The organism is Hymenobacter ginkgonis, assembly GCF_009755225.1.
GTDB lineage: Bacteria > Bacteroidota > Bacteroidia > Cytophagales > Hymenobacteraceae > Hymenobacter > Hymenobacter ginkgonis.
The window spans coordinates 564,837-582,787 of the sequence record NZ_WQKZ01000003.1; the positions used below are offsets into that span (position 1 = coordinate 564,837).

Below are 17,951 nucleotides of genomic sequence, written 5' to 3' on the forward strand. Positions count from 1 at the left end.
ATAATGGCTGCCGACCAGCAACAACCAGCCTTGAAAAACCGCCGCCTGCTGCTAGGGGTGAGTGGCAGCATTGCAGCCTACAAAGCGGCGGCGCTGACCCGTTTGCTAGTGCAGGCCGGCGCTGAGGTACAAGTTATCTTGACGGAGGCCGCCGCCGCCTTTGTTACGCCCCTCACGTTGGGGACCCTCTCCAAAAAGCCCGTCTTGACGGGCTTTTTGCGTGATGCGGCCAGTGGGCAGTGGCACAACCACGTCGAGCTAGGCCTGTGGGCCGAAGCGCTGCTTATCGCCCCGGCTAGCGCCAATACCATTGGCCAGCTGGCTAATGGCTTGTGCCCTAATCTGCTGAGCGCGGTGTATCTGTCGGCTCGCTGCCCAGTTTTTCTGGCCCCCGCAATGGACCTTGATATGTATGCCCACCCCGCCGTGACGCAGAACATCCAGCGGCTGCGCTCGTTTGGCAACCACGTGTTTGACTCGCCCAGCGGCGAGCTGGCCAGTGGCCTGAGTGGCCCCGGCCGCATGCTAGAACCCGAGCAGATAGTGGTCGAACTAACAGCTTTTTTTTGATTAAAAATCAGGAGTTAAAAATTAAAAAGCGCTCGTCTGTAGTCAGTTGCTCGAAGGCAATTCCACGGTCTAGGCGCTTTTAACTCCTGATTTTTGATTCCTATTTCTTACTGCCAAAGATGCACGTTCTGCTAACTGCCGGCCCCACCTACGAGCCCCTGGACCCTGTGCGTTTTTTGGGCAACCGTTCGACGGGCAAAATGGGCTACGCGCTGGCCGAGGCTTTTGCCGAAGCGGGCGCCGACGTAACGCTGGTTAGTGGGCCAGTGGCGCTCCCTACCCCCCTGCACCCGAACATCCGCACGGTGCGCGTCGAAACGGCCCAGCAGATGTACGAGGCCGCTGCTGCTGTAGCACCGCAGGCCGACGGCTGGGTATTTGCAGCGGCGGTAGCCGACTATCGCCCGGCGCACGTGGCATCAGAAAAGATTAAGAAAGACGGCGATACGCTGACGCTGGAGCTGGTGAAGAACGTGGATATTGCCGCTACCCTGGGCCACACGAAACGGCCTGAACAATTTGCCGTGGGTTTTGCGTTGGAGACTACGAACGAGCTGGCCCACGCCCAGGCCAAGTTGCACCGTAAAAACTTTGACTTAGTCGTGCTCAATTCGCTGCGCGATGCGGGCGCAGGCTTCGGCCACGACACCAATAAAGTAACGGTGCTCGACCGGGCTGGGCAGGTGCTTAACTTCGAACTGCAAGCTAAAACCGAACTGGCCCGCGTGCTGGTGCGGCTTATTCTGACCCGTTTTTCTGCTGCGTATGCGTAAGCTATTTGCCCCTATTCTGTTTTTGTTGCTGCTGGTTGGCACGTTGCCTAGCCAGGCGCAGGCGCTGAGAGGTACCGTAGTTATCACTACAGAAAATGCCGTGGTAGTAGACCAGAGTCTCATCCGGGACATGGGCAATGCCATGCAGAACTACTTAAACACCAATCCCTGGACTCGCCAAACGTACCAGCCTATCGAGAGCGTGCAGTACCGGATGTTTGTGGGCATCACGGCCATTCCGCAGAATGGCAGCTACCAGGCCACGATGCGCCTCATCGCTACCCGCCCCGTTTATGGCACCGGTTACGAAACTAACCTGCTGAATATCAACGACCGTAGTTTTAATTTTAACTACACCCCTCAAACAGTTTTCGCCCCGACAACCAATAGCTTCGAGAATAACTTGTCGTCGCTGCTGAGCTTTTACGCCTACATGATGCTGGGCACTGACCAAGACACGTTTGCCCGGCTTGGTGGCTCGACGTATTACGACCAAGCGCGCGTTATTCTGCAATATTCGGCTGGCCAATCGACTACGAATGAGACGGATGAGGGCTGGACTGACAGCGGCTCGCGCAACCGCTACTGGTTGCTCAACAACCTCACCGACCCGCAGCTCGAAGCCTTTCGCACGGCGCTTTATGCCTACTACCGGCAGGGCATGGATATCTTTATCGAAAAGCCCGATGAGGCGCGCACGTCCATTCTAGCTGCGCTTACGGGCATCCAAAAAGCCAACGTAATACGCCCCAACACCTTATTCCTAAGGGCTTTCTTCGATGCTAAGGCTGATGAAATTACCAACATCTTCCGCACCAGCACCGATGCCCAGCAGAAGCAGCAGCTATTAGCCCTCCTTACCGATGTGGACCCCGGTAACCTAGCTAAGTATCAAACTATAAATCGCTGATTGAGTAGGTAGCGTAGATTTGAGTGTCGGTAATTTGTTGTTTAATAGAGTATTAGCAGAGCAACCTGAAGGGTAAAAAGTATAAGCAAATAAAGTAAAAAGTATTAACCAGAATGAGCCGCTCGAAGCTACGGTAGCAGCTCAATCTGCGAAAATCAGCGATTTATGTTAATTGACTTACGGATTCAGAATTACGCCCTTATCGAGCAACTGGAGATGCGGCCTTCGCCGCTGCTCAACATTATTACGGGGGAAACCGGGGCGGGCAAGTCCATTATGCTCGGGGCCATTGGCCTGCTATTGGGTAACCGCGCCGACTCGCGGATGCTCTTCAATACGGAGCGTAAGTGCGTGATTGAGGGGCAGTTCGATATTAAGAATTACCAACTGCAAGATATTTTTGATTCGGAGGACTTGGATTATGATACGCAGTGCATTCTGCGGCGCGAAATCAGTCCATCGGGTAAGTCGCGGGCGTTTGTGAATGACACGCCAGTGACGCTGGAAGCGTTGCGCAAGATTGGGGCAAACCTCATGGATATTCATTCGCAGCACGATACACTGCTGCTAGGGGATGCCGTATTCCAACTCAACCTGCTCGACCTCTACGCGAACCTGGTGCCTACCCGTACCCAATACGGCAATGCCTACCGGCAATACCGCAAACTCGAAACCGACCTCAAAGCACTCGAAGACCAGTCGGCTCAGGCTAGTAAGGAGTTGGATTACAATAGCTTTCTATTGAGCGAACTGGAGGATGCCAACCTTGATAAGGAAGACCAAGAAGCCCTGGAGCAAGAAGTAAAGCAGCTCGAACACGCCGAGGAAATTAAGTACAAGCTTAGCCAGGCGCTGCACGGCCTGCGCGACAGCGAAAGCTGCGCCACGGGCACCATGAAGGACGCTTCGACGCTGCTAGGGCAGGTAAGCGCCTACTCGGAGAACTTTCGGGAGCTGCGCCAGCGCCTCGAAAGCTGCCTAATTGAGCTGCACGACATTGCCGACGAGGTAGAAACGGCTGAGCGCCGCACCGAGGGCGACCCCGCCCGCGCCGAGGAGCTGCAGGCTCGCCTTACGGTGCTCTACAACTTGCAGCGCAAACACCAGCGCCGCGACCTGCCCGGCCTGCTTGAAACCCGCGAGATGCTGCGCCAGAAAGTAGGCTCGGTGCTTAATCTAGATAAAGAAATTACGCGTTTGCGTAAAGATTCGGACGCCGCGCTGGCTCAGGCTACTAAGCAAGCTGCTAAGCTGTCGGAGAGCCGCCGCAAGGCCTTTCCCAAGTTTGAAAAGGAACTGAGTGCGTTGCTCGCCGACCTAGGGATGCCCCACGCCCGCATCGTGGTGGAGCACAAAACGGGGCCGTTAGCTGCCAGCGGCTCCGACTTGGTCAGTATCCTGTTCACGGCCAATAAGGGGGCTCAACCGCAGACGCTGAGTAAGGCTGCCTCGGGTGGCGAGTTTTCGCGGTTGATGTTGTGCATCAAGTATATGCTGGCCGATAAGACGGCGTTGCCGACAATAGTATTCGACGAAATCGATACGGGTATCAGCGGCGAAATTGCGGTGAAAGTAGGCCGCATGATGCAGCAGATGGCCCACAAGCACCAGCTAGTAGCCATTTCGCACTTGCCGCAAATGGCCGCCGCCGGCGATACGCATTATTTCGTGTATAAGGAAGACCGGGCCGACCGCACGGTGAGCCGCATCCGGCAGCTTTCGGCCGACGAGCGCATCCGGGAAATCGCCCACATGATTGCCGGTGCCAAACCCAGCGAAAATGCTTTGCAAAGCGCCCGCGAGCTGCTGGCCCTGCGGGGCGAGGAGTTGGTAGGGTAGGGCATGAGCTTGCCCGTAAATGCCTACTTTTGCCCCGTATTTTGCTTTACGGCAAGCTAACGCCTACCCCCCCTATGTCCAGTAACCTCCTCGCCGGCAAAGTCGGCATTATTTCCGGCGCGCTCAACGAACAGTCTATCGCCTGGAAAGTGGCTCAAAAAGCACACGCCGAAGGCGCCCGCATCGTGCTTACCAATGCACCGCTGGCCATGCGCATGGGCGAAATCAAGAAACTGAGCGCCGAGATTGATGCCCCTATTATTCCGGCCGACGCTACGTCGATGGAGGAGCTAAACACGCTTTTTAGCGAAGCGCAGAGCCACTTCGGTGGTAAAATTGACTTTTTGCTGCACTCGATTGGTATGAGCGCCAATATTCGCAAAGGCAAGAGCTACGGCGACCTCGACTACAAATTTTTCCAGCAAACACTCGACGTATCGGCCTTGTCGCTGCACAAGATGCTAGCCGTAGCCGAGAAGCAAGACGCTTTCAACGAGTGGGGTAGCGTAGTGGCCCTTAGCTACATCGCGGCGCAGCGCGCCTTCCTCGACTACACCGATATGTCGCAGGCCAAGGCCGTGCTCGAAAGCATTGCCCGCAGCTACGGCCAGCGCCTGGGCCACCTCAAAAAAGTGCGTGTGAACACTATTTCGCAGTCGCCAACCAAGACTACCGCTGGCACTGGCATTACCGGTTTCAACGCGTTTTATGAGTATGCCGACAAAATGGCCCCACTCGGCAACGCGCCCGCCGAAGCCTGCGCCGACTACTGCGTATCGTTGTTCTCGGACCTCACACGCTTCGTGACGATGCAAAACCTGATGCACGACGGCGGTTTCAGCAGCACCGGTATTTCGGAGGCTATTGTAGAAGCCATTACCAATGCCGGCGAAACGGCGGCCCAATAAGCTTCCCTACCCCCTCTAAAACAGAAAAGCCCGGCTGTACAGCCGGGCTTTTCTGTTTTAGCCATTACCTTATTTGCTTTCGTTGACGGGTACGCTTTCGCTATGTACTTTGGATGCCACGAGCGAATCAGGAATGATGTTGCTGACCGCAACCTGCACTTTGTTCATAAAGCCGGATACCACTTTCTTATCGCCCGCCAGCAGTGCTTTGTAGCCATCCTTAGCTACGTCGGCGGGGGAGGCCGGATTGCCTTCGGCCACGTTTTTGGCCTGCGTCATATCGGCTTTGCGGAAGAAGTCGGTATCCGTCAGGCCGGGCTGCAACGCCGTAATGGTCACTTTGCTGTCCTTGGTTTCTTCCTGAATAGCCTCGGTGAAGGAAAGCACAGCCGCCTTGGTGGCGTGGTAAATAGCTTGTAGCGGGCCCGGTAGCTCGCTGGCAATGCTGGCCACTTGCAAAATTTTGCCGTCGTTGCGAGCCAGCATCTCTTTGAGGTAGAGCTTGGTAAAGGTTACGTAGGCGCCAATGTTGAGCTGGATAATATCTAGCTCGCGGTTAATATCGGTGTCTTTAAACTCGCCGTATTGGCCCTGTCCGGCGTCATTTACTAGCGCATCTATTTGAATACCTTTCGCTTTGATTTCGTCATACACGTCGAACGGAGCCTGGCGCTGAAACAAGTCCTTGGCAATAGTCGTGACTTCAACGCCGTACTGCTGCTGAAGCTCGGCGGCGGTCTGGCTCAGTTCATCTTGGCTGCGGGCCACGATAACGAGGTTGTACTTGTCCTGCGCAAAAAGTTTGGCCAATTCGCGGCCGATGCCGCTGGTAGCGCCCGTAATAAGGGCGTGCTTTGGGGAGTCTGCCATGAGAAGAGAAAATTGGTGGGTAGGGATTTTTTAACGACCTTGGCGCGGTAGCGGTTATGGTCCAGCTTAAAGCTTGGCCGCCAGTAGGGGGGTAGGGAACCCCGACGCAACGCCAGCCTATCTGCGTTGTCCTTAAGCAGGATCACCGCCAGTTACCCATTTCAACCAAGCCTGTTTTTTGATGCAGAAATTTCTCCTCGCGCTGGCTGCCGCTGGCTACCTGGCCACGCCGGCCCTGGCCCAAACCACCGAAAAGCTGGACGCCGCAGCCCTGGCCAAAATCAAGGATGAGGGCCTGAACCGCTCCAAAGTGATGGAAACGGCCTTTTACCTCACCGACGTGTGCGGCCCGCGCCTTGCCAATTCGGAAGGCTTGGCCCGCGCCAACGCCTGGACCAAGAAGCGCCTCACCGACTACGGCCTTGCCAACGCCAACGTGGAGGCCTGGGGTGATTTTGGCCGCGGCTGGGATATCGACAAGAGCTACGTGGCCATGACGGCACCCTACTACCACGCCCTCATTGGGGTGCCCAAGGCCTGGACGCCCAGCACGCCCGGCAATTTGCGCAAGTCGGTAGCCTATGTGAACGTGAAAACGGAGGCCGATTTTGACAAATACAAAGGCCAACTGCGCGATAAAATAGTGGTGTTGCCAGTGGCTACTCCACCCCAGCCCAACTTCGAGCCCGATGCTAAGCGCCTCACGGCGGATGATTTACAGAAAATGGCCGATGCCCCCGCAGGCGGCGCGCCCACCGCGGCCAACCGCCCTGCCGAGCCCAATACGGCCGACCGCATGGCCGCTATGCGCGTCGCCCGCGAGCTGCGCCTGAAGCTAACGGACATGCTGCTGGCCGAAGGCGCGGCCGCTATCCTCAGCCCCGGCCGCGGCACCGACGGCACCGTGTTCACTACCAACGGCGCCCCCTATGCCGCCGATGCCAAGCCAGTGCTACCCGAGCTAGAAATGTCGAGCGAGGACCAACTGCGCCTCATCCGCCTCGTGGAGGCTGGCATTCCGGTGGAAGTCGAAATGGAGACCAAAACCCATTTCCAAACCCAAGATTTGAAAGGCTACAACGTGGTAGCCGAAATTCCCGGCACGGATAAGAAGCTGAAAAGCGAAGTGGTCATGCTCGGTGGCCACCTCGACTCGTGGCACGCCGCCACCGGCGCCACCGACAATGCTGCCGGCGTAGCCGTGATGATGGAAGCCGTGCGCATCCTGAAAGCCAGCGGCTTGAAGCCGCGCCGCACCATTCGCATTGCCCTGTGGGGCGAAGAGGAAGAAGGCTTGCACGGCTCGCGCAACTACGTGAAAAACCACTTTGCCGACCCCGCTACCATGCAGATCAAGCCCGACCATGAGAAGCTGGCGGCTTACTTCAACCTCGACAACGGCGCCGGCAAAATCCGCGGCATCTACGCCCAAAGCAACGAGGCCGTGAAGCCGATTTTCACCGCCTGGCTCCAGCCTTTCGCCGACATGGGCGCTAGCACCGTGACGCTGCGTAATACCGGCAGCACCGACCACATCGCCTTCGATGCCGTGGGCCTGCCCGGCTTTCAGTTCATCCAGGATGGGCTGGACTATTTCTCGCGCACCCACCACTCCAACCAGGATACTTACGACCGCCTCGTGCCCGACGACCTCAAGCAGGCCTCGGTAGTAGTAGCCTCGTTTGTGTATAACGCCGCCATGCGCGACCAGAAGCTGCCCCGCAAGCCGTTGCCTGCCGCAGTGAAGCCGCAGTAGGGGGGTAGGGCTTGAGGCAGCAGCGCCCCGTTGAGCTTAGCTCGGCGGGGCGTTTTTGGGCTTTATGGAGTAAACGTCAACTTAAAGCTATGTAGGCAAGTCGTGAAAACGTTCTGTTGCGCCCCGCGAAGCAGCTCTGCCGCATTCATTGAGTGACTCAAACGGAACGAGCGTTCTGCTTCGCGGGGCGCAGCAGAACGTTCTATTTTGATTTATTTCCTAAACAGCTTCCTTGTAAAAGGCGTAGAAACGCAAGCTATCGTTTCTCTATACGCAATTCTTTATGCAAACCCCCGCCATTGGCCAGCCCCGCAGCCGCGTCGACGGCCGCCTGAAAGTAACCGGCCAAGCCCGCTACGCCGCCGAACACGCCGTAACGGGCTGCGTGCATGGGGTGTTGGTAACAAGCACGATAGCTGCCGGGCGCATCGCCCATCTCGAACTAGTTGACGCTGCCAAAGCGCCCGGCGTGCTGGCTATTGTCTCGCACTTGAACTCGCCTAAAGTGCCCGGCTATGAGAACCCTCAGCCCGACGAGCGCGTGGAAGGCCAGCAACTGCGGGTATTTTTTGATGATAAAATTCACTACAACAACCAGCCAGTGGCCCTGGCCATCGCCAATACGCTGGAGCAGGCGCAGCACGCTGCCTCGCTGGTGCGCGTGACCTATGAGCAAGGCCAGCACCAGACAGATATAGTGCAGAGCTTGGCCAACAGCTACAAGCCCAAAAAAGCGGAAGATTATACCCGTGGCCAGCCCCAGGCCTACAAAACGGCCCCGGTGCAAGTGGCGCACGAGTACCAAACGCCACTGCAAGTGCACAACCCTCTGGAAATGCACGCCGCCATTGCCGAATGGCAAGGTAACCAACTGACAGTGTGGAATAAAACCCAAGCACCCACGCTGGCGCAGAAGGACTTAATGAAACTATGGGCCCTACCCAAGGAAAGCGTGCAGGTGCATTCGCCGTTCGTGGGGGGGGCATTTGGGGGCGCGTCGCGCATTTGGCCGCCCGAGATGGCAGCTATTTTGGGGGCCAAAGTGGTGGGCCGCCCGGTAAAAGTGGTGAACCAGCGCGAACAAGAGTTTAACATGGTGGGCTACCGGCCGCGCTCGGTGCAGCGCGTAGCGCTGGGCGCGCAGGCCGATGGCACGCTGGTGGGCGTGTCGCACGAGGCATTTGGCGCCACGTCGCGCTACGAGCAGTTTACCGAGCGCACGCTGCACCCGACTAAGTCGGGCTACCGCTGCCCCAACGCCGAGCTGACTTACCGCCTCGTGCCGCTTGATATGAGCACGCCCTGCTGGGCGCGCGGCCCCGGCGAAACTACGGGCTCGTTTGCCATCGAGTCGGCCATGGATGAGCTGGCCTACGCCTTGAAGATGGACCCGCTGGCTTTGCGCCTGAAGAACTTTGCCGACCTCGACCCTGAGGGTGATAAGCCTTGGAGTAGCAATTACTTGCGCGAATGCTACGCTCAGGGTGCCGCCGCATTTGGCTGGAGCAAACGCAACCCTACCCCCGGTGCTAACCGCGAGGGCGACTGGCTTATCGGCCAAGGCATGGCGATGGGTATCTACCACGCCTCGCGGGCCAAGGCGAGCGCCCGTGCCCGCCTACTGCCCGATGGCACGCTGCTGGTACAAAGCGCCACTGCCGACGTAGGCCCGGGCACCGCCACCGTCATGACGCAGATAGCGGCCGATGCCAGCGGTGTGCCGCCCGAAAATATTCGCTTCGAGCTGGGCGATGCCGCCTACCCCCCTGCACCCGGCCAGTTCGGCTCGCATACGGTGGCTTCGGTGGGCGCGGCGGTGCACGATACCTGCACCGCCTTGCGCCATCAATTGCTTACGCTGGCCATTAATGCCCCCGATTCGCCCTTCGCCAAAGCCCAACCGGGCGACTTACTCGCCGACAGGGGCACCGTGCGCCTAGTTAGCCACCCCGCCACCAGCCGCAGCTACGGCGATGTGCTGCGCCAACTCGGCCAGCCTTCGCTGGATGTCACGCGCGAGTCGCCCGAAGTGCCGGAGAAAGGACCTAAGTCGGGCAAGTCCTTCTGCGCCAGCTTTGTGGAGGTGCGAGTGAATGCCCACACCCACGAAGTGAGGGTAAGCCGCGTGGTGTCGGCCATCGACGCGGGCCGCATCATGAACCACAAAACCGCCCGCAGCCAGGTGTACGGCGCCATCACCTGGGGCCTGGGTTTGGCGCTGATGGAAGATGCCGTGCTCGACCACCGCTTCGGCCGCATCACCAACCACGATTTGGCCAATTACCACGTGCCCGTCAACGCCGATATCCCGACTACTATCGACGTCATTTTTATTGATAAACCGGATACTTATTTAGACCCAATGGGCGCAAAGGGCTTGGGTGAAATCGGCATTGTCGGTTTTAGCGCCGCTATTGCCAATGCGGTGTACCACGCGACTGGCAAGCGTGTGCGGGAATTGCCAATTACGCCGGATAAGTTGCTGTAAACCACTGGCCGCTATGCCAAGCTAGGTAGACAAGTGCAAATGCGCAGGTGTTCTAGCCTGCCAAGAGCCAACATGGGTAAATGCTTTGAGGCCAGTATGCTACTGGCCTCTTGCGTAGCTGTGCGCCTTAAATATCTGGTTAGCAGCCTCCAAATACACCGCGGCACTTATGGCACAGCAAACTGCACAAGCTTGGCTTGCCGCGCCAAAAGGTCTTTGATAATTTTCAGCGGAATGCCATAAAAAATAATAGAGTTTTTTATTGGCTGCTAGTAAACTATTGTCTAACTAATTAATCAATGTTTTGAATAAAGAATAAAAGTGCCTGCACGTAATTGCTTTAAGCAAATGAAAATCAGATTAATTATTACTTTTTGCACAGGATAAATGAAGAAGCAATGTGTAGTGCTTATCATTCCTTCATTCTTTGTGTGATGAAAACTGTTTTTCTGCTAATTACGCTACTTATACCATACACTGGATGGGCACAAACGGAGCCTCCGGTTAGCATTGTATTTACTTCTTCTGATTTACCAATCATTAGCATTGATACGCACCAGCAAGCAATTTTGGATGACCCAAAAATAACGGCTGCTATGGGAGTTATATATAACGGCCCCGGTGCCCGCAATTTTATAACGGATAAACCCACTGCTTATAAAGGAAAAATAGGAATTGCTTTGCGCGGAAGTTCTTCGCAATGGTATTCACCCAAAAAATCGTATAGCCTGACCACCCAGGATAGCACAGGGGCCAACCTGAATGTGGGCCTGCTTGGCATGCCGGCCGATAACGACTGGGTATTATCGGCGGTGTACAGCGACAAAACCATGATACGCAATGCCTTGACGTATGGAATTGGCCGCGATGCGGGTAGCTACGCCAGCCGCACGCACTATTGCGAGGTAGTGCTCGATGGCGTGTACCAGGGAGTCTACACGTTTATGGAGAAAATAAAGCAGGGTAGTAACCGCGTCAATATCAGCAAGCTAAAGAGTACCGATAACACCGGCGATGCCGTGACGGGCGGGTATATCCTGAAGCTTGATAAGACGACGGGTTCGCCGTCGGCTAGTTGGCTTTCGAAGTACCAAAACCCAGCCGACACCACGGAGAATAACATCCTTTTTCAGGTAGACTATCCCAAGTTGGCCGACATCACGGCGCCGCAGCGCACCTACATCGAAGCATACGCCGATAGCTTCGAGACGGCCTTGAGTACTAAGCCGTTTGCTGATGCGCGCAAGGGTTACCGGCACTACATCAACACACCGTCATTTGTTGATTATTTCTTACTTACGGAGCTTACCCGCAACATTGATGGGTACTGTTTCAGTACGTATTTTTACAAGGACCGCGCTAGCAAGGGGGGTAGGCTGACGATGGGGCCGCTGTGGGACTACGACCTGGCCTGGGGCAATGCGGGCTTTTGCGCCGGCGATTCGGCGGCGGGCTGGGTATATAACAACGCGCATTGTAGCGGGCACAAAATTCCGTTTTGGTGGCGCCAGCTCTTGGCCGACAGCACCTTTAGCCAAGAACTGCGCACCCGCTGGACGAGCCTGCGCACCACAGTGCTGAGCGAGGACAGCCTCGACCAGCGCATCGACGCCAATGCCGCCCAATTGCAGGAAAGCCAGGCGCGTAATTACCAGGCCTGGCCAGTGCTGGGTACGTACGTGTGGGCCGATGCCAACGCGTTTGCCACGTACCAAGAGGAGGTTGACTACGTGAAGCGCTGGACGCACGAGCGCCTGCTGTGGATGGATGGCAACCTGCCGCGCCCGGCGGCCACCGCCCTGAGCAGCCGGGCGGCCGTGGCTTTCTCAGATGCCACGGCGTTTCCGGTGCCTTCTGCTACGTCGCTCACCGTTGACTATTCCCTACCCCAGGCATCGGCCGTGACGGTGGTGCTCCTTGATGTGCTCGGCCAGCCGGTGTATCAGCAGGCGCTGACTACGCAAGGCATTGGTAATCATGAGGTAGCTATTGCCATTTTTGCTGATTTGTCGCCTGGGGTTTACTCATTGCGGCTTACATCTAACGAGGGCAGCCGCACACTGCGCGTGGTGCGCTCAGCGCTTTAGAAGCTGTTTGAGGTAGCTTTTACCCTTCTAAAACGGTTTTTGTTAATTCAAACAGTGATATAAAAATAGGTTAGTTTCCTACATGACCAATTAGGAATTGATATTTATGCTGAATGAGTTTGTGTAAATGATTTCCTAAATTCGATTAGTGAAGGGTTAGAAGCGGAATATTGGAGAATGCAACGCCGTATTCTTGTTGCATATAAGTATCCAATTCCTGTAAGAATATTCTCAGGCAATGCGTTATTTCTCCTAAGCCAAGTATGTTATCGGCGTAGCTTTCGACCCAGGCAGAATGTAGAGTGTAATAGTGGTTATTTATTCGGGAAAAATGTAAAACAGGATTCTCTTCATATTCGTTGGATGAATAATCGAAATCCAGAAAAGAGCCGGTAGCTATTTCTTTAAGCCATTTGCCGACACACATTGCAAAATCAAGAAGAGAAATCCCTTCGTTATCAAAAAACATTACCTCCTTGATAAGAACAGTTAGGCTACCATCAAGGGCAGCATAAGGATATTTTATCAGCAAAGCTTTATTTACTTCCGTGATTCTGAAAAGGAATTTCATCCTTCTATCCTAGTTTATCCTTAAACAGCTTCAACGTACGCTCCCATGCCAATTTAGCGGCCTCAGCATTGTAGCGGGCGGGCGATGTGTCGTTGTTGAAAGCGTGGTTAACGCCTTCGTACACGAATAGCTCGTAGGGAATATGATTGGCCTTCAAAGCCACTTCGTAGGCTGGGATGCCGGCGTTGATGCGTTGGTCGAGGCCACCGTAGTGCAGCAGGATGGCCGCTTTTATTTGGGGCACGTCTTCGGCTTTGGGTTGCTGGCCGTAATAAGCCACGGCTACGTTGAGCTTGGGGTCGTGCACGGCCAGCTGGTTGGCGAGGCCGCCGCCCCAGCAAAAGCCTACGCAGCCGGTATGGCCGTTGCACTCGGGCCGGGCGCGCAGGTAGGTGAGAGCGGCGAGGTAATTATTCAGGTTTTTTTGCGGGTCGAGTTGGCCGATTAGCTCGCGGCCTTTGTCCTCGTCGGCGGGCGTGCCGCCCGCTACAGACAGCGCATCGACGCCCAGCGCGAGGTAGCCGGCCTGCGCCACGCGGCGCGTCACATCTTTGATATGGGGGGTAAGGCCCCGATTTTCGTGAATAACGACCACCGCGCCGCGTTTTTTCTTGCCCTTGGCGTGCACTAAATAGCCACTCACGGTGGCGCCGTCGCCGGGCCAGGTCACGGTTTCCTCCACCAAGTCCTCGGCGAGCGTCGAAATGGTGGCAGCTTGGGCGTAGCCGGGCTCCAGCATGGCCAGCGCTGCGGCCGCTAGGGCCGTGCCGCCGGCCAGCGCCGCCAGCCGGTCCAGAAACTCCTTGCGCGAAAGCGGGCGGTGGGTATACTCGTCGAAGAGGTTGATAATGCGCTGGTCCATAGACGGCGGGGTAGGGGAGAAGAATAGAGCCGCAAAGTAGGGCGCATCCACTCAACTACCAGCGGCGCTTAGCTGAGCAGCGCTAGCAGCAGGCGCTTTAGCTCGCCGGGCGTGCGCCCGGTATGCTTTTTCACGATGCGAATAAAGTGGCTCCTATCCTGAAAGCCCGTGCGAAAATACACGTCGGTGAGTGTATTGCGCGGGTCGAGCAGCAGGAGTTTGGCTGCCTTAACGCGCGCGCTTGTTGAATGTACTCGAGTGCCGTGAAGCCGAGCTCATGCTTGAAGCAGTGAAAGAAATGTGCCTTGCTCATGCAGGCCTGGCTGGCCAGCTGCGGTTAGTAATCCTCACGGTGCGAGCGAGATGCCTCAACGAGCTCGGCATGATGTTCTTTAGTATCATAGTTGTAGCATGCGTTGGCCGATAGTAACTAGGCTTACGCGAAGAGATAGCTTTAAAGTCCGGCTTATTTCCCCTTTTCAGTGGCAACTTTTTGCCTTGTAAAATAACAAACGTTCGTTAGTTTTGTCCTTCCTAGCAAGGGCTCACTCCCGATACCTTATAGCACGCCGCCGATGCTCTTCAACCCTGAAATCGAACAGATGCCGCTGCCGCAACTGCGGGCCCTGCAAAACGACCGCCTGAAAGAGCAAGTGGCGTACCTCCACGCGAGGGTGCCGTTCTACCAGCGCAAATTTGCCGAGGCGGGCATCGACCCCGCCACTTTTCGCGGGCTAGAAGACTTGACTAAGCTCGGCTTCACCAAAAAAACGGACTTTCGGGATAACTACCCCTTCGGCCTTTTCGCGGTGCCCGAGGCCGAAGTAGCGCGGCTGCACTGCTCTAGCGGCACCACGGGCAAGGCCACGGTGGTAGGCTACACGGCCGGCGACCTGGATATTTTTGCTGAAGTAGTGGCCCGCTCGCTCGCCGCTGCCGGCTGCCGCCCCGGTATGAAACTGCAAAACGCCTACGGCTACGGCCTCTTCACGGGCGGCCTGGGCATCCACTACGGCGCCGAAAAGCTGGGCCTCACGGTCATCCCGGTTTCGGGGGGTAGCACCGACCGGCAATTGCAGCTACTTCAGGATTTTCGGCCCGAGATAATTTGTGCTATCCCCTCTTACGCACAAGTGCTGGCCGAGGAAATGCAGCGGCGCGGCATCGCCCCCGAGGCCATCAACCTCCAGCTGGCCGTGCTCGGCGCCGAGCCCTGGACGGAAGCCATCCGCCAGCAAGTGCAGGCCGGTTTGCACGTGGCCGCCACCAACATCTATGGCCTGAGCGAGATACTCGGCCCCGGCATTTCGCAGGAAGACGTGGACGAGCGCGGCACCGGCAGCTACGTTTGGGAAGACCATTTTTACCCCGAAGTAGTAGACCGCCTCACTGGCGAGCCCGTGGCAGAGGGTGAGTTGGGCGTGTTGGTATTCAGCACGCTTACCAAAAAGGCCATGCCTATTTTGCGCTATTGGACGGGCGACATCACGAACATCTACTACGACCACTCCGTGAAGCGCACCCACGTGAAAATGGGCCCCATCCGCGGCCGCGCCGACGATATGCTCATCATTCGCGGGGTCAACTTTTTCCCGACGCAAGTAGAGGATATTATCAGCAACATGGCGCAGGTTAGCCCCTACTACCAGGTAGTGGCTACCCGCCGCGGCAGCCTCGACGAGGTAGAAGTAAACGTGGAAGTAGCCGAATCGCTGCTGCGCGAACTGGGCCTGGCCACGGCCGCGCTCACGGCCGAGCACCTCCAACAGCACGAATGCCTGCGCCAGCTTCAGGGCTCATTTGCCAAAAAGATTAAGGACAATATTGGCCTTAGCATGCGGGTAAATTTGCTGGGCTGCGGCCAGCTGCCGCGCAGCGAGGGGGGTAAGCTTAGCCGTGTGAAGGACCTGCGGGAGTTGAAGTAAAAGTTGGTTAAAAAAGAATAAAACAGAATGTCATGCTGACGAAGGAAGCATCTTGGTCGCTTCATTGAATGGCTTAGAGGAAGCGGCCAACATGCTTCCTTCGTCAGCATGACTTCGTATAATCAGTTGTATTTATAAATGAGTCGCTTCCATAAATTAACTATCAAAAGCATCACTCGCGAAACGCCTGACTGCGTGTCGCTGGCCTTCGAGGTGCCGGCCGAGCTGCGCGACACGTTTCGCTACACGCCCGGCCAGTACCTGACCCTGCGCCGCGAGCACGAGGGCGAGGAGCTGCGGCGCTCGTATTCGCTATGCAGCAGTCCATTAGAAGAGGAGTGGCGCGTGGCTATCAAGCAAGTGCCCGGTGGGCGCTTCTCGACGCTGGCTGTGGCCGATGGCCTACGCCCCGGCGACACCCTGGACGTGATGCCGCCCCAGGGCCGCTTTACCGCCCAGCTGCACCCTGCCCAGGCCAAGCTCTACGTGTTGTTTGCGGCTGGCAGCGGCATCACGCCGGTGTTTTCCATTGCCAAAACCGTGCTGCTAACCGAGCCCAACAGCCGCGTGTACCTGGTGTATGGCAACCGCGGCCGTAACTCCATTATTTTCAAGGAAGCCATTGAGGGGCTGAAGAATAAGTTCTTGGAGCGCCTAAGCGTGTACCATGTGCTGAGCCGCGAGCAGGGCGACGCCGATCTGTTTTTTGGCCGCATTGACAAGGGTAAGGCCGCGCAGTTTTTGCAGAAAATTGTGCCCGCCGACCGCATCGACGAGTGCTTCATCTGCGGGCCCGAGGACATGATATTGGGCGTGAAAGAGGCGCTGGCTGAGGCCGGAGTGGCCCCCGAAAAAATTCACTTCGAGCTATTTGCTACGGCGGGGGGTAGGCAGGCGGCGCGCGGCCCGGTGCGCCCGGTAGGGGAGGACGACCAGAAAAGCCAGGTAACCGTGCGCCTCGATGGCCGTGCTTATCGCCTCGACATGTCGTACTACGGTGATACGGTGCTTGATGCCGCGCTGGCCGCCGGGGTAGAAGCCCCCTATTCCTGCAAAAACGGCATGTGTAGCACTTGCCGCGCCCGCGTGACAAGCGGCACCGCCGAGATGGACGTCAACTACTCGCTCTCCGAAACCGAAGTAGCGAAGGGTTATATTCTCACTTGCCAGGCCCGGCCCACGGCAGCCACAGTCACCGTCGATTTTGATGAGTAAGCGCCCAACGAGTGGCCGTAGCAGCGCACGGGGGCATTTCTCCGTAAAGCCTGAATAGCTTGGCGCCTTTGCCGGCCTTTCTCCCGCACTAGCCCTATGGAACAGCCTACCCCCTTCAATCGCCTTTCCCAATCGGCTTACGTGCAGCGGGTACTCGTAGCGGTGGGTCTCGCGCTGCTGCTACTGGGGTTGCTGGGGCTGCTGGGGTTGGCCTTTAGCGTGTGGCTGCGGGTGCTGGCGGCGCTGCTTATTGCGTTGCCGTTGCGGGCCGGGGGCGACTGGCTGCACCGCCGCGCTGGGCTGCCAGCCGGGCTGGGGCTGCTGCTCGTAACGCTGGTAGTAGCGGCCCTGCTGGGCGGCATGGTCTGGCTGTTTTCGGCCCGCATTGGCGAGCAGGTAGAGGGGCTGCAACAGCAGCTGCCGCAGGCAATTCATGATGTGCAGCTGCGCGTGCAGGGCACCGAGTGGGGCCAGTGGCTGGCCCGCGAAAACGTCGATTTTACTAGGGTCACGGGGGGCACGTCGGAGTGGCTGGGTCGGGCCACGGGCATCTTTTCGACTACCCTTAGCGTGGTGGCCGACGGCTACGTTATCATCTTTCTGGCACTGTTTCTGGCCTTGCAGCCCAAGGTGTATCGAGCGGGCTTGGTGATGCTGGTGCCCAAAGCTGGCCGGCCGCGGGCCAACGAAGTGCTCGACTGCATCAGCAGCACGCTGGTGAAGTGGGTATTAGGCCGGCTGGTGTCGATGTTGTTTGTGGGCGTGTTTACTTGGCTGGGCCTCACGTGGTTGGGTATGCCCATGGGTGCGGTGCTGGGATTATTTGCGGGGCTGGTCACGTTCATCCCCAACATCGGCCCGGTTATCTCGATGGTGCCGGCCGTGTTGCTGGCGTTTGTGCATGGTGGGCCGCACCAGGCGTTGTATGTGGTGCTGCTTTACCTGGCCGTACAAACTCTGGAAAGCGCCGCCGTATCGCCGCTGGTGCAGCAGCGCCTCATCCTGATGCCGCCGGCGCTCATTCTCATCGGGCAGCTCATTATCGGGTCATTTACGGGCCTGCTGGGCCTGACGCTGGCTACGCCCATTATCGCCATCATCATTGTGCTGGTGAAGATGCTATATGTGCAAGATGTGCTCGATGATGATTCCGTAGCAGTCTAGCTTTACTTGCCAG

At 57.1% G+C, this 17,951-nt stretch carries 14 protein-coding genes and 1 pseudogene; 11 read left to right on the top strand and 4 right to left on the bottom strand.

Features of this window, described 5'->3' with window-relative positions:
• The first annotated feature begins 3 nt into the window (after positions 1 to 3).
• From GO988_RS13870 to GO988_RS13890, 5 genes are all read left to right on the top strand, one after another.
• Entirely contained in the window at positions 4 to 570 is a 567-nt protein-coding gene (locus GO988_RS13870) for a flavoprotein (protein WP_157566434.1), read from the top strand.
• Between the two features lie 119 nt (positions 571 to 689).
• Positions 690 to 1,343, top strand: a complete 654-nt coding sequence (locus tag GO988_RS13875; protein ID WP_157566436.1) for a phosphopantothenoylcysteine decarboxylase domain-containing protein — start codon at positions 690 to 692, stop codon at positions 1,341 to 1,343.
• Entirely contained in the window at positions 1,336 to 2,253 is a 918-nt protein-coding gene (gene porD, locus GO988_RS13880; RefSeq protein WP_157566438.1) for a type IX secretion system protein PorD, read from the top strand. Before GO988_RS13875 ends, porD begins: the two co-directional genes overlap by 8 nt.
• A gap of 165 nt (positions 2,254 to 2,418) precedes the next feature.
• Entirely contained in the window at positions 2,419 to 4,092 is a 1,674-nt protein-coding gene (recN, locus tag GO988_RS13885; protein WP_157566440.1) for a DNA repair protein RecN, read from the top strand.
• Positions 4,093 to 4,166: 74 nt separating this feature from the next.
• On the top strand, positions 4,167 to 5,000 hold the full coding sequence (locus GO988_RS13890) for an enoyl-ACP reductase FabI (RefSeq protein ID WP_157566442.1): 834 nt from the start codon (positions 4,167 to 4,169) through the stop codon (positions 4,998 to 5,000).
• 69 nt (positions 5,001 to 5,069) lie between these two features.
• Here the strand turns inward: GO988_RS13890 and GO988_RS13895 are convergent, their stop codons facing one another.
• Entirely contained in the window at positions 5,070 to 5,870 is an 801-nt protein-coding gene (locus tag GO988_RS13895) for an SDR family NAD(P)-dependent oxidoreductase (protein ID WP_157566444.1), read from the bottom strand.
• A 181-nt stretch (positions 5,871 to 6,051) separates the two neighbouring features.
• On the opposite strand from GO988_RS13895, the gene GO988_RS13900 reads away from it, so the two are divergent.
• From GO988_RS13900 to GO988_RS13910, 3 genes are all read left to right on the top strand, one after another.
• Positions 6,052 to 7,626, top strand: coding sequence for a M28 family metallopeptidase (locus GO988_RS13900; protein WP_157566446.1), 1,575 nt, complete (start codon positions 6,052 to 6,054; stop codon positions 7,624 to 7,626).
• A gap of 283 nt (positions 7,627 to 7,909) precedes the next feature.
• A complete protein-coding gene (locus GO988_RS13905) occupies positions 7,910 to 10,114 on the top strand; it encodes a xanthine dehydrogenase family protein molybdopterin-binding subunit (protein ID WP_157566448.1) in 2,205 nt (734 codons plus the stop codon).
• A gap of 680 nt (positions 10,115 to 10,794) precedes the next feature.
• On the top strand, positions 10,795 to 12,201 hold the full coding sequence (locus GO988_RS13910; protein ID WP_198172735.1) for a CotH kinase family protein: 1,407 nt from the start codon (positions 10,795 to 10,797) through the stop codon (positions 12,199 to 12,201).
• 145 nt (positions 12,202 to 12,346) lie between these two features.
• Here the strand turns inward: GO988_RS13910 and GO988_RS13915 are convergent, their stop codons facing one another.
• From GO988_RS13915 to GO988_RS13925, 3 genes and pseudogenes are all read right to left on the bottom strand, one after another.
• Positions 12,347 to 12,772, bottom strand: a complete 426-nt coding sequence (locus tag GO988_RS13915; protein WP_157566452.1) for a DUF7878 domain-containing protein — start codon at positions 12,770 to 12,772, stop codon at positions 12,347 to 12,349.
• A 4-nt stretch (positions 12,773 to 12,776) separates the two neighbouring features.
• A complete protein-coding gene (locus GO988_RS13920) occupies positions 12,777 to 13,634 on the bottom strand; it encodes a dienelactone hydrolase family protein (RefSeq protein ID WP_157566454.1) in 858 nt (285 codons plus the stop codon).
• Between the two features lie 68 nt (positions 13,635 to 13,702).
• Positions 13,703 to 13,867: pseudogene (locus GO988_RS13925) on the bottom strand (helix-turn-helix domain-containing protein); the annotation flags it as partial.
• A 342-nt stretch (positions 13,868 to 14,209) separates the two neighbouring features.
• Between GO988_RS13925 and GO988_RS13930 the strand changes: the two are divergent.
• From GO988_RS13930 to GO988_RS13940, 3 genes are all read left to right on the top strand, one after another.
• Positions 14,210 to 15,559 carry a phenylacetate--CoA ligase family protein gene (locus tag GO988_RS13930; RefSeq protein ID WP_157566458.1) on the top strand — a complete coding sequence of 450 codons (1,350 nt, stop codon included), beginning with the start codon at positions 14,210 to 14,212 and terminating at the stop codon, positions 15,557 to 15,559.
• A gap of 138 nt (positions 15,560 to 15,697) precedes the next feature.
• Positions 15,698 to 16,774 (top strand): 1,2-phenylacetyl-CoA epoxidase subunit PaaE, encoded by a 1,077-nt coding sequence (gene paaE, locus GO988_RS13935; RefSeq protein WP_157566460.1) that lies wholly within the window; start codon positions 15,698 to 15,700, stop codon positions 16,772 to 16,774.
• A 96-nt stretch (positions 16,775 to 16,870) separates the two neighbouring features.
• Complete coding sequence (locus tag GO988_RS13940; RefSeq protein ID WP_157566462.1) at positions 16,871 to 17,938, top strand: AI-2E family transporter; 1,068 nt, start codon at positions 16,871 to 16,873, stop codon at positions 17,936 to 17,938.
• The last annotated feature ends 13 nt before the right edge of the window (positions 17,939 to 17,951 follow it).

Bases quoted from the DNA above. Each gene is read 5' to 3' on its own strand.
- GO988_RS13915 (WP_157566452.1), bottom strand. From the start codon at position 12,772: ATGAAATTCCTTTTCAGAATCACGGAAGTAAATAAAGCTTTGCTGATA.
- recN (WP_157566440.1), top strand. From the start codon at position 2,419: ATGTTAATTGACTTACGGATTCAGAATTACGCCCTTATCGAGCAACTG.
- GO988_RS13875 (WP_157566436.1), top strand. From the start codon at position 690: ATGCACGTTCTGCTAACTGCCGGCCCCACCTACGAGCCCCTGGACCCT.
- GO988_RS13930 (WP_157566458.1), top strand. From the start codon at position 14,210: ATGCTCTTCAACCCTGAAATCGAACAGATGCCGCTGCCGCAACTGCGG.
- paaE (WP_157566460.1), top strand. From the start codon at position 15,698: ATGAGTCGCTTCCATAAATTAACTATCAAAAGCATCACTCGCGAAACG.
- GO988_RS13890 (WP_157566442.1), top strand. From the start codon at position 4,167: ATGTCCAGTAACCTCCTCGCCGGCAAAGTCGGCATTATTTCCGGCGCG.
- porD (WP_157566438.1), top strand. From the start codon at position 1,336: ATGCGTAAGCTATTTGCCCCTATTCTGTTTTTGTTGCTGCTGGTTGGC.
- GO988_RS13895 (WP_157566444.1), bottom strand. From the start codon at position 5,870: ATGGCAGACTCCCCAAAGCACGCCCTTATTACGGGCGCTACCAGCGGC.
- GO988_RS13900 (WP_157566446.1), top strand. From the start codon at position 6,052: ATGCAGAAATTTCTCCTCGCGCTGGCTGCCGCTGGCTACCTGGCCACG.
- GO988_RS13905 (WP_157566448.1), top strand. From the start codon at position 7,910: ATGCAAACCCCCGCCATTGGCCAGCCCCGCAGCCGCGTCGACGGCCGC.
- GO988_RS13870 (WP_157566434.1), top strand. From the start codon at position 4: ATGGCTGCCGACCAGCAACAACCAGCCTTGAAAAACCGCCGCCTGCTG.
- GO988_RS13940 (WP_157566462.1), top strand. From the start codon at position 16,871: ATGGAACAGCCTACCCCCTTCAATCGCCTTTCCCAATCGGCTTACGTG.
- GO988_RS13920 (WP_157566454.1), bottom strand. From the start codon at position 13,634: ATGGACCAGCGCATTATCAACCTCTTCGACGAGTATACCCACCGCCCG.